Annotated in this window: 17 protein-coding genes and 3 pseudogenes; 7 read left to right on the forward strand and 13 right to left on the reverse strand. The window is 66.1% G+C overall.

The annotated features are described in order from the left end of the window. The first annotated feature begins 7 nt into the window (after nt 1-7). A complete protein-coding gene (locus F1D05_RS08610) occupies nt 8-907 on the forward strand; it encodes a LacI family DNA-binding transcriptional regulator (RefSeq protein WP_246486529.1) in 900 nt (299 codons plus the stop codon). 10 nt (nt 908-917) lie between these two features. On the opposite strand, the gene F1D05_RS08615 is transcribed toward F1D05_RS08610, so the two are convergent. Both F1D05_RS08615 and F1D05_RS08620 read right to left on the reverse strand, forming a co-directional pair. Beyond that, the gene (locus F1D05_RS08615; protein WP_185446771.1) at nt 918-2,519 is read right to left on the reverse strand and encodes an ABC transporter permease; all 1,602 of its coding nucleotides are present in this window, start codon (nt 2,517-2,519) and stop codon (nt 918-920) included. After that, nucleotides 2,516-3,427, reverse strand: coding sequence for an ABC transporter ATP-binding protein (locus F1D05_RS08620; RefSeq protein WP_185446772.1), 912 nt, complete (start codon nt 3,425-3,427; stop codon nt 2,516-2,518). The genes F1D05_RS08615 and F1D05_RS08620 overlap by 4 nt, the downstream gene beginning before the upstream one ends. A 97-nt stretch (nt 3,428-3,524) precedes the next feature. Here F1D05_RS08620 and F1D05_RS08625 point away from each other — a divergent pair, with 97 nt between their 5' ends. After that, complete coding sequence (locus F1D05_RS08625; RefSeq protein WP_246486530.1) at nt 3,525-4,028, forward strand: GbsR/MarR family transcriptional regulator; 504 nt, start codon at nt 3,525-3,527, stop codon at nt 4,026-4,028. A gap of 77 nt (nt 4,029-4,105) precedes the next feature. On the opposite strand, the gene F1D05_RS39915 is transcribed toward F1D05_RS08625, so the two are convergent. Together F1D05_RS39915 and F1D05_RS08630 are read right to left on the reverse strand one after the other, a co-directional pair. Further along, nucleotides 4,106-4,636 (reverse strand): hypothetical protein, encoded by a 531-nt coding sequence (locus tag F1D05_RS39915; protein WP_246486531.1) that lies wholly within the window; start codon nt 4,634-4,636, stop codon nt 4,106-4,108. Then, nucleotides 4,578-5,531 carry an alpha/beta fold hydrolase gene (locus F1D05_RS08630; protein ID WP_246486532.1) on the reverse strand — a complete coding sequence of 318 codons (954 nt, stop codon included), beginning with the start codon at nt 5,529-5,531 and terminating at the stop codon, nt 4,578-4,580. Before F1D05_RS08630 ends, F1D05_RS39915 begins: the two co-directional genes overlap by 59 nt. Nucleotides 5,532-6,334: 803 nt before the next feature. Between F1D05_RS08630 and F1D05_RS08635 the strand changes: the two genes are divergently transcribed. After that, a complete protein-coding gene (locus F1D05_RS08635; RefSeq protein ID WP_219732997.1) occupies nt 6,335-6,649 on the forward strand; it encodes a MerR family DNA-binding transcriptional regulator in 315 nt (104 codons plus the stop codon). Between the two features lie 36 nt (nt 6,650-6,685). On the opposite strand, the gene F1D05_RS08640 is transcribed toward F1D05_RS08635, so the two are convergent. From F1D05_RS08640 to F1D05_RS08655, 4 genes are all read right to left on the reverse strand, one after another. Beyond that, on the reverse strand, nt 6,686-7,069 hold the full coding sequence (locus tag F1D05_RS08640) for an aldo/keto reductase (RefSeq protein ID WP_246486534.1): 384 nt from the start codon (nt 7,067-7,069) through the stop codon (nt 6,686-6,688). 74 nt (nt 7,070-7,143) lie between these two features. Then, nucleotides 7,144-7,353, reverse strand: coding sequence for a hypothetical protein (locus tag F1D05_RS38715; RefSeq protein ID WP_206686124.1), 210 nt, complete (start codon nt 7,351-7,353; stop codon nt 7,144-7,146). A 10-nt stretch (nt 7,354-7,363) separates the two neighbouring features. Beyond that, nucleotides 7,364-9,061, reverse strand: a complete 1,698-nt coding sequence (locus F1D05_RS08650) for a hypothetical protein (protein ID WP_185446774.1) — start codon at nt 9,059-9,061, stop codon at nt 7,364-7,366. Between the two features lie 78 nt (nt 9,062-9,139). Next, entirely contained in the window at nt 9,140-9,304 is a 165-nt protein-coding gene (locus tag F1D05_RS08655; protein ID WP_185446775.1) for a hypothetical protein, read from the reverse strand. 129 nt (nt 9,305-9,433) lie between these two features. On the opposite strand from F1D05_RS08655, the pseudogene F1D05_RS08660 reads away from it, so the two are divergent. Next, nucleotides 9,434-10,633 (forward strand): annotated as a pseudogene (locus F1D05_RS08660) (IS3 family transposase). 62 nt (nt 10,634-10,695) lie between these two features. Here F1D05_RS08660 and F1D05_RS08665 read toward each other — a convergent pair. Next, nucleotides 10,696-11,271: pseudogene (locus F1D05_RS08665) on the reverse strand (IS30 family transposase); the annotation flags it as partial. Between the two features lie 124 nt (nt 11,272-11,395). On the opposite strand from F1D05_RS08665, the pseudogene istA reads away from it, so the two are divergent. Further along, nucleotides 11,396-12,953 (forward strand): annotated as a pseudogene (gene istA, locus F1D05_RS08670) (IS21 family transposase). Beyond that, nucleotides 12,950-13,777, forward strand: a complete 828-nt coding sequence (gene istB, locus F1D05_RS08675) for an IS21-like element helper ATPase IstB (RefSeq protein WP_185442126.1) — start codon at nt 12,950-12,952, stop codon at nt 13,775-13,777. The pseudogene istA and the gene istB overlap by 4 nt, the downstream one beginning before the upstream one ends. Before the next feature lie 40 nt (nt 13,778-13,817). Here istB and F1D05_RS08680 read toward each other — a convergent pair whose 3' ends face one another. Both F1D05_RS08680 and F1D05_RS08685 read right to left on the reverse strand, forming a co-directional pair. Continuing rightward, nucleotides 13,818-14,810 carry a helix-turn-helix domain-containing protein gene (locus F1D05_RS08680; RefSeq protein WP_185446776.1) on the reverse strand — a complete coding sequence of 331 codons (993 nt, stop codon included), beginning with the start codon at nt 14,808-14,810 and terminating at the stop codon, nt 13,818-13,820. Between the two features lie 265 nt (nt 14,811-15,075). Then, the gene (locus F1D05_RS08685) at nt 15,076-15,744 is read right to left on the reverse strand and encodes an NBR1-Ig-like domain-containing protein (protein ID WP_246486535.1); all 669 of its coding nucleotides are present in this window, start codon (nt 15,742-15,744) and stop codon (nt 15,076-15,078) included. Nucleotides 15,745-15,929: 185 nt separating this feature from the next. Here F1D05_RS08685 and F1D05_RS08690 point away from each other — a divergent pair, with 185 nt between their 5' ends. Then, complete coding sequence (locus F1D05_RS08690; protein WP_185446778.1) at nt 15,930-16,625, forward strand: CHAP domain-containing protein; 696 nt, start codon at nt 15,930-15,932, stop codon at nt 16,623-16,625. A gap of 78 nt (nt 16,626-16,703) precedes the next feature. Here the strand turns inward: F1D05_RS08690 and F1D05_RS08695 are convergent, their stop codons facing one another. Then, nucleotides 16,704-16,841 carry a hypothetical protein gene (locus F1D05_RS08695; protein WP_185446779.1) on the reverse strand — a complete coding sequence of 46 codons (138 nt, stop codon included), beginning with the start codon at nt 16,839-16,841 and terminating at the stop codon, nt 16,704-16,706. Next, nucleotides 16,831-17,598 (reverse strand): alpha/beta fold hydrolase, encoded by a 768-nt coding sequence (locus F1D05_RS08700; protein ID WP_185446780.1) that lies wholly within the window; start codon nt 17,596-17,598, stop codon nt 16,831-16,833. Before F1D05_RS08700 ends, F1D05_RS08695 begins: the two co-directional genes overlap by 11 nt. Between the last annotated feature and the right edge of the window lie 15 nt (nt 17,599-17,613).

Below are 17,613 nucleotides of genomic sequence, written 5' to 3' on the forward strand. Positions count from 1 at the left end.
AGCCCCGGTGCGCGGGCCCGCGGTGCTCAAGGCGATCGACGAACTGGGTTATGTCCCGAACCGGGCGGCCCGCAACCTGGTCACCCGGCGTACCGATTGCGTGGCGCTGGTGATCTCCGAACCGGGCGAGCGGCTCTTCACCGAGCCGTACTTCGCCGGCATCGTCCGCGGCATCAGCTCGGCCATGGCGCGGACGCAGTACCAGCTGTGGTTGTCGATGGTGCAGAGCGCGGCCGAGCGGGATCGCGCCGGCCGCTTCCTGACCAGAGAGCACGTCGACGGCGTGATGATGCTGTCCCAGCACGCCGACGACCCGTTGCCGGCCAAGGTACGGGCCAGCGGGCTTCCGCTCGTCCTGTGCGGCCGTCCGCTTGCCGGTCCGGACGCCGGGGAGATGGTTTTCGTCGACGCGGACAACGCGACCGGCGCTCGACAGGCGGCGCAGTACCTGCTGGATCAGGGCCGCCGCCGGATCGCTTCCATCGCAGGCCCGCAAGACATGTCCGCCGGCGTCGCCCGGCTCCAGGGCTTCCGCGAGGTAGCCGGCGACAACCTCGTCGAATACGGCGACTTCAGCGAGGAAAGCGGCGCCCGCGCCATGACAGCCCTCCTGGACCGCGACCCCACCCTGGACGCCGTCTTCGCCGCCTCCGACCCAATGGCCTTCGGCGCGCTACGAATCCTGAAGGCCGCCGGCCGCCGAATCCCCGAAGACGTAGCCGTCATCGGTTTCGACGGCTCCCCCGGCGGCCGCCACTCCGACCCCCCGCTCACCTCGGTCTTCCAGCCCACCGAAGAAATGGGCCGGGAAATGACCCGCCTACTCCTGGCCCAACTGGCAGGCGACCAGCCCGCGGAGTCCCAGGTCATAGTCGACACCCACCTAGAACTCCGCGGCACCACCTGAGTTCGGTGGCTCAGGTGGTGATGTCTCGGTGGCGGAAGGTGTAGAAGCCGGCGGCCAGCAAGGCGGCTGCTATTGCTAGGAGGGCTATTACGGGGGTTGCGGTGAAGGTGCCGCCGGGGAGGCGGGGGGTGTGGGCGTAGGGGGAGATGTCCATGACGCCTTGCGGGAGGTCGAAGATCGGGCCGAACTGGCCGATCAGGAGGAAGGCTACGAACAGGGCCCAGGCTGCGGTGACCAGTTTGGGGGCCAGGCCGAAGAGGACTACTACCAAGCCGGTGACGAGCCAGATCGCGGGGAGTTGGACCGCGGAGGCTGCTAGGAGGCTGCCGATCTGGTGGCCGGTGTGGCCTAGGGAGGCGCCGCTGGAGATGCCGGAGCCCAGGCCGCCGACGAGGATCAGGACGGCTGTGCCGAAGAGGGCCATCAGGACGTGGCTGGCCAGCCAGCGGGTGCGGGAGATGCCTGTCGCGAGGAGCGGTTCGGCGCGGAGGGCGGTTTCCTCGCTGCGGAGGCGGAGGGCTGCCTGGATGCCGTAGGCGGTGGCGATCAGGCCGAGCAGGCCCATCTCGGTGGACAGGAACGCGTTGGTGATGCCGTCCACGCCGCCGAGCTTCTCCACCATCTCCCGGGCATCAGGGCTGGTGACGAAACCTTCCACGTTGCTGGCGATGTTGCCGACGATGAACCCGAGCAGCAGGAACGCGAATCCCCAGCCGTACAAGGAACCTCGATGCAGCCGCCAAGCCAGTGCCAACGGTGAACGCAGGGACCGCGCAGCCTGCGCAGGCCCCGGTCGCGGGCGGACCAGGCCGGCACCGATATCCCGGCGACTCAAGAGCCGGAACGCAACGCCCACTACAACCACGGTCAGCGCGAGGGGCAGCAACGCGACGGCAAAGCGGTCGCCCGCATACGCGCGGATCTGTTGCGACCAACCGATCGGCGACAACCACGAGATCCACCGCGGTCCATCCGCAGAAGCGGAGTCGCCGAGCGCGCGTAGTACGTAGCTGACACCCAGTACTACGGCCGTCAACCCGTTCGCGGTCCGGGCGCCCTCAGTGAGCTGAGCCGTGACAGCACCAACAGCGGCGAAAACCAGCCCGGACGTGATCCACACCAGCCCGAAAGCCAGCGAACCAGCGGTAGGCAAACCCACACCGATCAAGCTCAGAGCAGTCAGCAGACCGAGCACGATCACCATGCCGCCCGAGACGATCAGGGCCGCCGTCACCGCGGCGTACCGGCCGAGTACGCCGGCGCTGAGCAACTCGAGCCGCCCCGACTCCTCCTCGGTCCGCGTGTGCCGGACGACGAAGATCGCAGCCAGCAGGCCGACCATCAACGCACCGAAGGAGGTCAGCTTGAACAGCGATACCTCACCGAGCGAAGTGGGGTCGAAAAGCCTTCCGTACAAGGAAACCAGGGCCGGTGACGAGTTCGTCGTGTTTGCCGCTGATACCCGCGAGGCGACGTCCGGGTAGAGGTCGATCGACGCCTGCGCCGAGCCCGCCGCCATCGAGACGAAGACGATGATCCAGACCGGCAGCAGCACCCGGTCGCGCCGGAGCGCCAGGCGCACCAACGTCGTAGTACCGAGGAAGTCGTTCATTCCGCCGCCACCATCTCAGCCGCGGCGTCGTCCTCGTAGTGCCGCAGGAACAGCTCTTCCAAGGTCGGCGGCTGAGCCACCAGGCTCTTGATGCCGGCGCCGGCGAGTTCCTTCATCAGGCCGTCCAGCTGAGCGGTGTCGACCTCGCAACGCACCCTGTTGCCTTCGACATCGAGGCTGTGTACGCCGGGAAGCCGGTCGAGGCTCGGCGGGGGTGACTCGAGTTCGGCCTGGATGGACGTCCTGGTGAGGTGACGCAACTCGGCGAGCGTGCCGGTCTCGACCACCTTGCCGCGGCGGATGATGCTGATCCGGTCGCAGAGCGCCTCGACCTCGGACAGGATGTGGCTCGACAGCAGCACGGTCCGGTCGCGATGGCGCTCCTCCTCGATGCACTGGCGGAACACTTCTTCCATCAGCGGGTCGAGGCCGGAGGTGGGCTCGTCCAGGATCAGCAACTCGACGTCGGAGGCGAGCGCCGCGACAAGGGCGACCTTCTGCCGGTTGCCCTTGGAATAGGTCCGGCCCTTCTTGGTCGGGTCGAGGTCGAACCGCCGGAGCAGGTCGTCGCGCTTCTTCGGGTCGAGCCCGCCGCGCAACCGGCCGAGCAGGTCGATCACCTCACCGCCGGACAGATTCGGCCACAGGTTGACGTCACCCGGCACGTAGGCGAGCCGCCGGTGCAGCTTGGCCGCGTCCCGCCACGGGTCGCCGCCGAGCAGCGACACGTCTCCCTCATCGCCTTTGAGCAGTCCGAGGAGGACTCTGATGGTGGTGGACTTCCCCGCGCCGTTCGGGCCGAGGAACCCGTGCACCTCACCGGTCGCGACGTCCAGGTCGAGACCGTCGAGGGCGTGTGTACTGCCGTAGGACTTGTGCAGTCCGGACACGACGATGGCTGATGTCATGTTTCAGAAGGTACACTTCATTCAGAAGTTTGTGAATCTTTCTAACACGTCTCTCACATGTCAGGTTTTTCGGTCACCGGGAGGAGATGATGGGGTGGTGAGCGCACAACGAGACGACGAGGCGGTGCAGCGGTACGCCGAGCAGTTCGGCAACCTGCTGGCCGACACCGGCTGGCCACGGATGTCGGCCCGGGTCTTCGCCGCCATCCTGGGCAGCGAGCAAGGCCGGCTGACCGCGGCCGACCTGGCCGAGCAACTCCAGGCGAGCCCGGCCGCGATCTCCGGAGCGGTTCGCTACCTGCTGCAGATGCGGCTGGCCAGCCGGGAGCGGGAGCCCGGCAGCCGACGCGATGTGTACGTGGTCCAGGACGACTTCTGGTACGAGTCAATGATGCGCCAGGACCGCTACCTGACCCGCTGGGAAGACAGCGTGAAGCTGATGCTCGACGCGGCCGGCCAGGGGACCGACACCACCCGGCGGCTCCGGGCGACGATGGGCTTCCTCGACTTCATCCAGAAGGAGTTCGACGGCCTCAGCGATCGCTGGATCAAGCGCAAGGCCGAGATCGACGCCGAGCTCGACGCGGAGTTCAGCAACTGAAGCAGCCGGAGTCCGGGACCCACAGAGGATCCCGGACTCCTTGTACGACGTACTAGCGCATGGCCAGCCAGTACTAGCTAGCGCAGTGCGCTGGCAGCAACAGTGTCGAGCACCTGCTGCAGCAGCGGGTTGGTCTTCGCAGCGCCACCTGCCACCTTCGACTTCGGCAGGTGGACCGCCTTGCCGTCCACCGGGCCCTTGACCGGGTAGACCGACAGCTCTGCCGGCAGCGGACTCGTGCCACAGACCTGGTCCTTCGCCGGAAGCTCCCCGGTGAACACGTACCGGTCACCGATCGCCTCGGCACAGGCCGACGCCGACCCGATGTACTGGGTCCTGATCGCGGCGAGCGTGTCGTACGCCTGCAGTGCGGGGGCCAGCCGGGCCCAGGCGCGTTCGACATGCGCGAGTTCGACAGAGCCGGAGTCCGACGGGTCCTTGACGAACTCGTCGTTGACCAGGATGTCCAGCGTCGCCCGGATGAAGCGGGTGTCGCCGTAGATCGCGCTGTAGATGTTGCCGTCCAGGTTGTCACCACGGACCGAGCTCTCACCGGCCTTGACCAGCGTGGTCAGCGAAGCGCGGATCCCGTTGTACCGCGACAGCACCTGCGCGGGCGTCTTGCCGAGGCCGCTGATCTGATCGGCGTGCCGGGCGATCCACGGGAACAGCTGGGTGTCGCGCCGGCGCTGGCCCGAGAACGGGTCGAAGTTCACGTTGTCCCACTGGGTGTGGGTCCAGTCCATGTTCGAGTCGAGCACGAACCGGCCGACGCGGGCCCGGGTATGTGTCGGCGTACCAGCCGCCGAGCCAGGTGCCGTAGCTGTAGCCGATGAAGTTCAGCTGGCGGGCCTTGAGCAACGCCCGCAGGAAGTCCATGTCGTAGACGGTCTGCTGGCTGCTGACGAACTGGCCGAACTCGGTCGCCGAGCAGGCGTCCGCCTGCAGCTTCGCCTCGGCCACCTCGACCTTGTGGGTCAGCTTGGTGCGTTCCTTGTAGTCCGGCGTGACGGGCAGCGCATTGAGCGCGTCCGCGGTCGTCAGGCACTGCAGCGGAGTGCTCCGGCCGAAGCCGCGCGGGTCGAACCCGAGCAGGTCGAAGTCACTGAACAGCTGCGGCTTGTCGACCGCCAGGGCCGCGGACAGCGACAGACCGGCGCCACCGGGACCACCCGGGTTGCTGGTCATCAGGCCCTTCGACGTACCGGTCGCGGTGCTGTAGGAGATGGCGACCTGGACGTCGGGGTGCGCATCCGGGTGCGCCCAGTCCATCGGCACGGAGACCTTGGCGCAGTTGGTGGTCGGTGCCTGTGGATAGAGGCGCTTCACGCCGGCGTCGAACGAACAGACCGACCACTGGATCGGCTGGTCGAGGTACCGCTGCGGAATGGAGGGCGTGGGTGGATCGGTGAGCTTCGGGGCAGCCAGGGCGGGGCCTGCGCCGAGTAGTGGTGTCACCAGAACGGCAGCCAGGGTGGCGGTGATCTTGGCAGGTCGGATCACGTCTGCAACTCCTGTGTTTGGGCGGACAGGAACCTGCAACTTAGGGCTGCCTACGGTCCGTAGGCCAGAGATCACCAGAACGTCAAGGGCAAACCCTCGTGAAGCTCTCGCGACACTCCCAAATCTGTGCTGACGGGATTAGACATTCGATAAGGTCGTGTGTAGTGTTCTTCTCGTTGGCAGAGAAGAACAGCGAAGCTGAGGTGGACAGCTAACGTTCTGTCCCAAGTTGTGAAAGTCGTACGACGGCGGACTCCGCCGGGCCGATCTGTGGAGGGGCCCGGGTTTCGCGCCAGGAGCCGGATCGCCGGGGCCAGTGGTTGAAATGGGTTCCAGGCTGATCGGACGAAGTAGCTGTTTGTAGTTGCAGTAGCTGTTTGTAGTTGCAGTAGCTGTTTGTAGTTGCAGTAGCTGTTTGTAGTTGCAGTAGAGAACTGTTGCTCTAGATGAGAAAGGCCAGGATTACGCCGTCAGGATCGCCCGCCAGTGCCAGTACTTCGCAGGGCGGGTGCCGTGGTTCCATCGGAGGAAGGTGGTCTTCGGTTACGTATTCAGCGATCCCCGCGGGGTCAGCTTCCAAGTGGCCCGCTGCGGACAAGCAAGGCCGGCCTTACCGCCGGTAGATGGTGACAATCCGAAACCTCAAGGGCCCCGGTGCTTCGGCACCGGGGCCCATCGACATGGAGGCTCGATGACCCCAGACCTGCACACGGAGACACGAATGAGTTCACCCCCGAACACCGGGCCGGCCCACTTCGACGACGACGACTATCCCGCCTTCACGATGGGGCGGGCCCGCGGAGATGCTCGGCACCACTCCCGGGTTCCTGCGAAGCCTCGACGAAGCCAAGCTGATCACCCCACAGCGCTCGGACGGCGGCCACCGCCGGTACTCCGCTATCAGCTACGCCTGGCCGCCCGCGCCCGCGAACTCGTCGATCAAGGCACAGCGCTCGAGGCCGCCTGCCGCATCATCATCTTGGAAGACCAGCTCGCCGAAGCCCTCCGCATCAACGAACAGCGGAAGCAGAACTAGCGCCAGGGCAAGGCTCGATGATGCCCACGGACCATCGTCTCGCCTTCCAGCAGTCAGCGGGCGCCGTACTCCTCGTCGATGACGTGGTCAAGCCAGGTAGTCACCGCAGGGGTCGCCCTTACCACAAGTACGCGGGCAGGGTCGTGTACGGCTCCTCAAGCCGACCGATCTCGTCGTCAGACAGTTGGACATCGAGCGCAGCGACCGCACCCGCGAGATGGTGAGGTTTCGTGGCGCAGACGATCGGGGCCGAGACGACCAGCGACGCGTCGATCTGCTCCAGGATCGCCTCGCGGGACAACCCCGAGCCGCCCGGCCCGCCGTGCATCTTGCCTGAGACCTTCGTCGCCAGCACGATCTCCTCGCGCCGGGCCAACGTCTTGATCGCCCGGCCGACGAACTCCTCCGTGCTGCCCAGTCCGTAGACGTTCGCGGTGTCCCAGAACGTGACGCCGAGCTCAACCGCCTGCTGGAAGAACGGCTGCGACGCCTCCTCCCCCAACGTCCACCGATGAAACCCCCGGAGCGCCGAAGCTCATACCCCCCAGCGCGACCCGGCTCACCCGCAGACCCGTTTCAGCCAATCTCTGACGAAGGCGGCAGACCGGTCACCGTCACTGCGACAATCGCGCACGTCCCGGATGACAACCCGAGCAGCGCGAACCCACCAAGCCGGTCCGGTACGCCGTGCGCCATCGCGTTCCACGCCGCATGCAGCACAGCCGCTCCGAGTACCGCCAGCAACACCACCACCTCGCCACCCTCTCCCGACTCGGGTCCACCCACCACCGAGTTTCTAGGAGTGGACTCCTCGGACTGGCCGACGGTTTGCGGTGGGAATGGGACGGGTGCCGTCGTGGTCGACGTGGAACAGGTACCCGTGGGGACTGGTCCATTCCAAGGTGTTGGCGTCGACGCGACGGACCGACCAGCCACCGTGGGTCTTGACGCGATGACTGAAGCGGCGCAGTGGCGCGAGGTTGCCGGTGCTGGTCTGGCCCGGTGGGCCGCCTGGCCGGTAGGGCCGAATGTGGTCGAGGTCGGTGGAGGTAGTGGTTTCACCGGTGCCGTAGGGGAACTGTTCGACCGGGTAGCGCAGCTTGTTGTGGTCGCGGATCCGGCCGGGGATCTCGTAGGCGTGAACGCTGAGGGCAGTGCCGAGGTCGATCACCGGCCGAAGAACGATCCGGTGATGCCCGAGGAGTTCTTCAAGCTTGCCGGTGTAGACGGGTCCGTAGCCTTCGACGCGTGCTGTCCCGGCACCGGCCAGCAGGGTTTCGTCGGTGATGTGCAGGTTGACCACGGTCTGATAGATCCGCCGCCGGTCGGGGTGATCGCCTCGGACGGCCTCGATCCTGCGTCGCAGTTCGAGACGCGCGACAGCGTCCATCCCCGCGGAGACAGGGACATCCGCCGGCGCGGATACCTCATCCGAGCCGGGCTTGCTGCGCGGTGGCTGATCCGGTCGAGACGGCTCGCCGCGCGTTGCAGGCGTGGCGGACCGCTCATGGTCAGTCAGGGTCCTTTGTGGGTGGTGGTCGAGCGGGTGGTTCGGTGTGTTCGGGTGTGGAGTGTCGCGGTCGGCGTCGTCCGGGCCGGGCTCGGCGAGACCGTCGCCGGACTGGGTCGCTGGGTGGCGGGCAGGATCAGGGATCGACCGCACGATGGCGAGTTCGTTGTCTTCGTCGACCGGAAGACGGTCCGGTCCGGCCGCGGTGGTGGAGAGGTGGCGGGCGGCCGCGGCGAGGAGGTCGGCGGCCAGGCCGGGGTCGGACAGGAGGCCGGCGGCCTTGGCGCGGCGCTGGTCGAGCGGATCGGTGTCGCCGACAGCGGCCAATGCGTCGGCGAGCTGGGCGATCGTCGCGTTCAACGCGATGATGTCGCCGGTCGCGCCCTTCACGAACAAGGTGGTCGTGCCGTGATCATCGGTCCGCCCGACCCACACACCACGCTCCTTCGCTCTCGCCTCGGCCTTCGCCTTCGCATCCCCGGCATCGGCTTCCCACATCGCCGCCTTGATGATCGCCTTCAACTGGATCAAGGTCACCGAGTCGATGATGTCGGCGACCCGCCGGTCCACGATCGCCGCGACCGCCAGCGACAACGTCACGCAGTCCTGGACAACCTGGAGGGCTTTCCAGCCCGTCGCGGCACCGGACTGGACTCGTTCCCAGGTGAGCGGGAAGCGGTAGGGCAACGCGACTGCCTGTCCGATGAAACGCGCCGCCGACGCGGACGACCGGCCGATGACCGCGCCGAACTCGGCGACGGCGAACTCCGCGATCTCCGGGCACCCCTCACCGCCATAGACCCGGGCCTGTTCACCACCCGGCAGGCCGTCATCGCGGACCCGCGACGGTGCGGGATGGAGCTCGGCGTAGTGCTGAGCGAGGAGGATCAACTCGAGTTCGCTTTCGCGCTGCCGCTCGTGTGCGGCAGCGGCCAAAGACAGCGTCTCGGCCGTGTCACACCCAGCAAGATCGATGGCGAACATGTGTTCGACTATACGCCCGGGGCTAACCCCGGCCAAATCGAAGGACAGCCGCTTTTCCCTTATCCACAAGGGGAAACCTCACATCCACGCCTCGACCTCGAACGTGTATGCAAGCAGACATAGCCAGTTGGCGTGGTCATAGTTGGCGTCGCCGGCCGTGTCGAGGCGTAACACCAGTACGTCTACGCCGCTAAGCCCCGCACTGATCGGGACAGCTCCACCTGTGCCGATAGCATCAGCCAATCACCTTGAAAAACCAGAAAACAACAGCAAGCCCCGAGCGATCGGCGGTTTCTAGGGGTCGTTGTGAGGTGCCACGAACCTTCCGGACAGCGGCTCAACTAAGATTGAGCTGTCCGGAAAGGGAAGATGTTGCCGCGTCCGAAGAAGAATTTCACTCCTGAGTATCGGGAGGAAGCTGTGAAGTCGGTGATTGAGACTTCACGTTCTGTCACTCAGGTCGCGAGAGAGCTCGGCATCAACCCGGGAACCCTCAGTAACTGGGTGAGCGCCTTTAAGCGAGACCATGCCGGCGAGGAACCGGCATTGAGCATGGACGAGCGTGCGCGGCTCCGCGAGCTGGAGCGGGAGACGCGAGAACTCCGGATGGAAAACGAGTTCCTAAAAAAAGCCGCAGCATACTTTGCCAAGGATCATCGTTGAGCGAAAAGTTCGAGTTCATCGATGCGGAGTATGCCAACAGGTTGACCCGAGAGAACGGAAATGCGCCGTCGATTGTGAAGATGTGCCGGTGGCTCGAGGTGAAACGGTCCAGTTTCAATGATTGGCGGAGCCGTCCGATGTCGGCGACTGCGCGCCGCCAAGGCGAACTCAAGCTGATCATCGTCAAGTCGTTCGAAGAGTCCGACGAGACCTACGGGTACCGGCGGGTGCATGCCGACCTGGTGGCCTGGGGTGTGACCTGTGGGCTGGAGTTGGTGCGCAAGCTCATGCGTGAGTTGGGTTTGGAGCCGTGCCAGCCGCGGGCCGTGGCGGCACTGTCTGACCGAGCAGGATGGCCAGGCCGGCCCGATCCCGGATCTGGTAGATCGGGACTTCACCGCTGATGCTCCGGGGCACAAGATGGTCGGAGACATTACCTATGTCTCGACCTGGGAAGGGTGGCTTTATCTGGCGACCGTGCTCGATTGCCACACCAAAGCTGTGATCGGGTGGGCCATGGACGACAATTACAAAACCCCGCTGATCGAAGCCGCGATCGACATGGCGGTGCGGAATCACGATCTTGTCGACGGCGCAATCTTTCACTCCGACCGGGGCAGCAACTACACTTCCGCCCAGTTCGCCGCGACTTTGAAGAACAATAATCTTCGCCAATCAGTCGGGCGGACCGGTATCTGTTACGACAATGCGATGGCCGAATCGTTCTTCGGCGCTCTCAAGAACGAGCGTACCCACCGAACCGAGTACCCGACCCGCGACCATGCACGCCGCGATATCGCCCGCTACATCGAATTGCGCTACAATACTAAACGCCGTCACTCAGGGCTCGGCTACCGGACCCCACAGCAAGCCCACGACGACTACCTGGAAACACAATCCGCCGCCTGAATCAGCCATCAAAAAGCTGTCCGGAAAGCGCGTGGCACCTCATTGCAACACCGTGTTGGTTTCTAGGTAGTGAGTAGATCACGTAAGCGCTCGGCTGGGGTGTCCCAGCCGAGCGTTTTGCGTGGTCGTTGGTTGAGTTCTTGGGCGACGTGTTCGAGGTCTTCGGGTCCGTGGACGGACAGGTCGGTGCCTTTGGGGAAGTACTGGCGGAGCAGCCCGTTGGTGTTCTCGTTGGTGCCGCGCTGCCAGGGCGAGTGCGGGTCGCAGAAGTAGACGGCCATGTCGGTAGCGATGGAGAACTGTTTGTGGCGCGCCATCTCGCAGCCTTGGTCCCAGGTCAGTGAACCGCGCAGATGCTCGGGCAGGGTCTGCATCGCTTTGATGAGGCCGTCACGGACCGGTTCGGCCTCGTGGCTGCCGGGCAGGTGAACCAGCAGCGTGTAGCGGGTAGTGCGTTCGACCAGGGTCGCGATCGCGGACCGGTTGCCCTCGCCCATGATCAGGTCGCCTTCCCAGTGACCAGGGACCGCGCGGTCTTCGACCTCGGCAGGGCGCTCAGAGATCATGATCATCTCGTCGACGAACCGGTGCTGGCGCTGGCCTGGTTGGCGTTGGGGTTTGCGGCGGGTCCGGCCGGTGAGTGTGCCAGTCTGATTTGGCCCCACTTGGGGCGGTAGTGATGGCTTGATTTGGCTCCACCCTCGACCATCCAGTCCTCTACGTTCGTGTCGTCTGCCAAGGCGATCACGAGAGGTGGAGGGGTTGAAGGAGAGATCGAGAGTGGAGCAGTTCGAACGTATCCGACGCGAGCGTCGAGATGAAGGTTTGTCGATCCGGGCACTGGCGCAGCGCCACCAGGTCCATCGGCGCACGGTGCGTCTGGCGTTGGGTGATGCGGTGCCTCCGACGCGGAAATCTCCAGAGCGTGTGGCGCCGGTGCTGGGCCCGCATCTGGCCACGATCGGTGGCTGGCTGACCGCGGACCTGGACGCCCCGAAGAAGCAGCGGCATACCGCTCGCCGGGTCTGGCAGCGGCTGATGGAGGAAGAGGGTGTCGTGGTGGCCGAGTCCAGCGTGCGGGGGTTGGTCGCCCAGCTGAAGACCGAGATCGGTGGGGACCGGGCGCAGGTGATGGTGCCCCAGACTCATGGACCGGCCGAGGAGGCCGAGGTCGACTTCGGGGAGTTCACTGCGGTGATCGCTGGGGTGGTGATGAAGGTGTTCATGTTTTGCCTGCGGCTGTCGCATTCGGGCAAAGCGGTCCATGTTGCCTATGCCAATCAGACCCAGGAATCGTTCCTGGATGGGCATGTGCGTGCGTTCGAGGCGCTGGGTGGGGTACCGACCGGGATGATCCGTTACGACAACCTCAGGCCCGCGGTGATCCGGGTCGCGCTGGGCCGGGAACGGTTCGAGCATCCACGGTTCATCGCGATGCGCTCCCACTACGGCTATGACTCGTTCTTCTGCGCGCCAGGCTTAGAGGGTGCTCATGAGAAGGGCGGTGTCGAGGGCGAGATCGGCCGGTTCCGCCGACGGCACCTCACTCCTGTCCCGCACGTGGCATCGTTGGCCGCGCTGAACCAGGCCCTGGCCGCCGCCGATGCCCGCGACGACGCGCGCCGCATCGGTGCCCGCGCCGAGACCGTGGGAGCGGCCGCGGCCCGTGAACTGGTCTTGCTGAACCCGCTGCCGAGTGAAACCTTCGATGTCTCGGCCCCGCTGTCATGCCGGGTCGACGCCAAAGCACGGGTCTGTGTCCGCCAGTCGTACTACTCGGTCCCGGCCCCGGTTCGCTGGTCGCCGGCTCGAGGTTCGTCTCGGCGCCACCGCGGTGATCGTGCTCGACGCAGGCAAGGTGATCGCTGAACATACCCGGTCGCTGCACAAGGGCAGCGAGGATCTCGTTCTGGACCACTATCTGGAAGTCCTCACCCGCAAACCCGGCGCCATGTCCGGGTCCACCGCCTTGGTCACCGCGCGAGCATCCGGGGCGTTCACGGCGGTTCATCAACGGTTCTGGGACGCCGCCCGCAAGCAACACGGCGACGGGCCCGGCACCCGCGCCCTGATCGGGGTGCTGTTGCTCCACCGCACCATGACCGCGACCGTGGTGAGTGCGGGCATCGAAGGCGCGCTGGTGCTCGGAAACTTCGATCCCGACCTGGTCGCGGTCACCGCACGCAGCGCGATGACCTCAGCCGGCGCGACCTCCCCGCCGGTCCCGGTTCCACCCACCGCGTCCCACGCTGCGACGACCCAACGGCCGACGCCATCACTGGCCGACTACGACCAACTACTCCAGAAAGAAACCGCATGAGCCCCGCCACGAAAACCGCGCCAGCCGCCACCCCGACGACCACGGTGACCGCCCTGTCTGACCCCGCCGCCGAGGCCGCGATCCACGCCGCTTGCCGACTACTCGCACTGCCCACCATCCGCGCCGAAGCCATCGCGATGGCCGAGGCCTCAGCCAAGCAACGCCTTACCCACAAGGCATTCCTGGCCGAAATCCTCACCGCGGAATGCGACGAACGCGACGCCCGCCGCCGGATCCGGCGAGTCAACGAGGCCAAGTTCCCCCGCACCAAACGCCTCACCGAGTTCGACCACACCGTGCTGCCCGACCTACCGGCACCGACGCTGGCACACCTGGCCGGCGGCGGCTGGATCGACGCCGGACAACCACTGGTCCTGCTCGGCGACTCCGGCACCGGGAAAACACACCTGCTCATCGCACTCGGCACCGCAGCAGCCGAGCAAGGACGCCGGGTCCGCTACGTGACCACCGCCGCCTTGGTCAACGAGCTCGTCGAAGCCTCAGACGACAAACAGCTGTCCCGCGTCGTGGGCCGCTACGCCCGACTCGACCTGCTCTGCCTCGACGAGATCGGCTACGTCCGCCTCGACCCACGCGGCGCGGAACTGCTCTTCCAGATCATCACCGCCCGCGAAGAACGAGCATCCATCGCCTGCGCATCCAACGCCCCATTCTCCGAATGGGGCGCCACCTTCACCGACCCCCGCCTCGCCGCCGCAGTCGTGGACAGACTCACCTTCAACGCACACATCATCCAGACCGGCACCAAGTCCTACAGACTCAACACCACCCGGCAAACCCGCAGCCGAACCGCCACCAACTAACCCAAGACAACACCACCAAAACAAGCAGGGTGGGGCCAAATCAAAGCATCACAGCGGGGCCAGATGGGGTTGTCATACTCAGCCCGGTCCGCAACGCTGTCTGAACTTCGCGTTTCAGGCCGCCGCGGGCCTGGAAGTAGAGCGCCTGGTAGATCGTTTCGTGGCTCACACGCATGCTCTCGTCGTCGGGGAAGTCTTTGACGAGCCTGTGCGAGATCTGTTCTGGTGACAACTTCGTCTCCAAGCCCTGCTCGACCCGCTCCCGTAGTACCGGATCAACGGCCAGCTTGGAGGTCTTGGGCCGGGCCCTGGCCGACGCGGCGTCACGGTGGGCCTGGTGCGGCAGGTAGATGCCCTCGACGCTGTGCGCGCGGATCTCGCGGCAGATCGTGGACTTGTGCTTGCCGATACCGGCCGCGATCGCGGTCAACGTGTGCTTGTTGACCAGCCCGTCAGCGATCGCCAGCCGATCGTCCAACGACAGGTAACGGTCACTGATCACAGCATCAGCCGGTCGGGTCATGGAAATGAAGTACCGGGTTCCGGTGCCGTAGTCCACGACCATCCCATCCGGACGGACCCGCGTGTTGCCCACCTTGCGGACCCCTCGACGCCAGTCCCGCCCGGTGCGCACGTTCACGCCCACCTCGCCGGCCGCACGAGTGATCGACCAGCCCGCCTCAACCAGCTCTGCGAACCGCGCCTTGGCCCGCGCCTTGCCATACCCAGCCTTCGCCGCGCCGACCAGCCCGGCCGCGACCAGGATCCGCCGGGCAGCGTCATGACTCAACCCGCCGGCGATCGCGGCCCGGTTGATACTCCCCGACCGGCCGAACACCGCCACCACCTGGCCACGCAACTCCTCGGTGATCACGGTCTTCCTGCCCCGTCCACGCCCCAGAGCCCGCAACATCTCATACCCACGACCACGCGTGATCTCCAACGACCCACACGCCGCAGCTACTCCCACACCCGCATCCACCAACCGCAACAACGCCTCACCGTGACGCTCAAGGTCCTCCACAAACAACATGGCCGCCGCAACTCCTCAGATCGAGGTGTTGCGACGACCACGTGAACCCGCCATCGCTCGGGGCTTGCTGTCGGGATCATCGGCCTGACCGGCCAGTACGCGTCGGTCGACGAGGACATGTCCGGCCGGCGCAACCTGGCCATGATCGGCCGCTTGCTCGGGATGCCCCGGGACCAGGCCAAGGCCCCGGGCGGGCGAACTGCTGGAGCGGTTCGAGCTCTTACTCCATCGACTCCTTCACCCGATCGGCCTACGTCAAGCCACGCTACAGCTCGTAGACGGTGAAGATTGTGCAGTAGACGGGCGGGGACTCCAGGCCTGGGTAGTAGAGGCGGCCCTCGTTGTCGGTGACCTTGAAGTAGGCCGTGGAGGCGCCCACCTGGGACGGCGCCTGCAGTGTCATTCGCACCGTCACGATCTCACCTGGTACTGCGTCCGGAAGCCTCGTCCGAAGAGGTGATCGCATCCAGCCGGGTGTGCCGGCCGCGCCTTGCCGGGTCAGCCAGCGATCGATCCACGGTCGCTCCCCGCTGTTGCGGATTTCCCAGCTCTTCTCGAACTCCTGATCCCGGCAGACCCGGCTGCCGTCCGGCACGGTCTCCCCCACCAGCTCGGCTCGATCCTCCGGATGATGGTCGGCCGGGACGGATCCGCCGAGCAGGATCGGGTGCAGGACGGAACCCCGCCGGCGCATGTCCCGCAGCGACATGTCCTTGCCGACCCGGACCGCCTCGTCCAGCTCGACCGACTGGTTCACCAGCGCCTGGCCGGCGCCGAACGATTCGTCGTACCACTCGATCAGTTCGCGGCTCGGTTTGGTGTGCCCGCGCTCGACCCGGGACAGGTGCCCCTTGTCCCAGCCGGACAGCGTGGCGGCACGGGTGAGTGGGACCCCGGCCGCTTCCCGGAGTTCCCGCATGCGACTGCCGATCACGGAGCGAGCCTGCGCTGGCCTCACGGTCTTCTCCCCAGTGTCACTCGTTCACAGAGCTTACTCGGTTGTCCGTTACTCATTTTCGTTGCCTACTGCGACAACGCGGTGACCCTCTGATTCTCTGTATCCAGTGCCAGATCGCCAAGGACCCGCCCCGAGTCCGACCTCATCGAAGGGATCTGAACATGCGGACCGCCCTCCTCCGTACGATCGCCCGAGTCACCAGCACCGCCCTAGTGGGTGGCATCGCCGCGGTCGGCGCCGTCACCCTGCCCGCCCACGCCGCCACCGGCACGGTCGTCACCGACAGCGGTACCGGTGTCGCCATCCGGTCCGGCAACGCCACCTCCTTCGCCTCGGTCGGCAACCAGCCGAACGGCGCGGTCGAGATCGACTGCCAGATCTACGGCGAACCTGTGACCGGCAAGTTCGGTCGCAGCCTGGTCTGGGACCACATCCCCGGCAAGGGCTTCATCACCGATTCCTACGTCAACACCGGCAGCACCGGTCTGGTGGCGCCGCTCTGCGCCAGCAACCCACGCGCCGACAAGGCCATTGCCTGGTACTCGTCCCGCAGCGGCTCGACGGCGTACCAGGGGTACTGCGAGAAGGCCGCCGAGAACTCCTACGGCAAGGACCTGGTCTGGGGTTCGGCCAAGATCGACTGGAACGACGCGGTCTCCCGCGGCGTCGCCCACCCCGGCGACCTGCACCCACCGAAGGGTGCGCTGGTCTTCTGGGACCTCGCAGCGCCGTACGGCCACGTCGGTCTCGCCAAGGGAGACGGCACCTTCTGGGCCACCAGCGTCAGCGGTGCGATCGGCACCCGCGCACTCCCCTACTTCAACAGCTACCTCGGCTGGGCCTGGCCCAACTTCTGAACCGTTCTCCGGGCCTAGGCACGGGGGCCCGGAGAACTGGCAGGACCCGGTCGCATCCGCCCCTCAAGCGACCGGGTCCTACTGCTGTTTGAACACCAGGTTTTGCCCGAACGGCGTGAAGCCCAGCTTCTCCGCGATCCGCACCGACGGCGCGTTGCTCGCCAGCGCGCGGTACCGGCAGAACTCGTCGACGACAGCCTTCGTGTCAGGTCGCATCGGCCAGCTCTTCCACTCGATCGAGCCAGTCGGCGACTAGCGCGTGGTAGAGCGTGGGGTTGTGGACGGGGAGGTCGTGGTCGGCGCAGTCCAGTACTGCGTAAGTCGCGCGGGGGTAGTCGTCCAGGATGCGCCAGGCGTCGGCGTAGCCGGTCATCGTGTCTTGTCGGCCCGTAACGATGAGCGTGGGCGCTTCGAGGCGTACTGCGAGGTCGCCGGTGAGCGAGTACTTGGTGACGTCGCTCTGGATTGCGCTGAGGAACTCGAGATCTGCCTGTTGCTCGGCCGGGTCGTAGTACTTTGCCTGCTTCTCCCGATGCGCGGCGATCCACTCGCTGGTCTGCTGAGGGGTGTGCTGCGGTAGGTCGCGTTCGGCGCGGTCAACGATCACGCCGGGGACTCGGAGCAGCATTCCCAGGATGCGGGTGGGGTCCCGGCGGACGAGGCCGCGCGCGTGCAGGCCGCCGGCCGAAGTACCAGCGATCGCGAAGGCGGTCGGGCCCACTACGTCGTCGATGACGCGGGCGATCACGTCGAGGATGCCGTCCTGGTCCTTGATCCAGTCGCGCGACGGGGTGTTTCCGGTGCCTGGCGGGTCGATGTAGATCCGCCGCCAGCCGTCCCGCGTGGCAAACACCGGCTCGTGGACGTCGCGTCCCTCCCCGTTCGCGTTCCCCCATCCAGGCAGGAAGACGATCGGCCGCCCCTCGCCGAACGCCTCGTAGTACACCGGCAGCTCGTCCACGTCGCTGATCACCTACCCGACGCTACC

The sequence above is a fragment of the Kribbella qitaiheensis genome, from assembly GCF_014217565.1.
Classification (GTDB): Bacteria; Actinomycetota; Actinomycetes; order Propionibacteriales; family Kribbellaceae; genus Kribbella; species Kribbella qitaiheensis_A.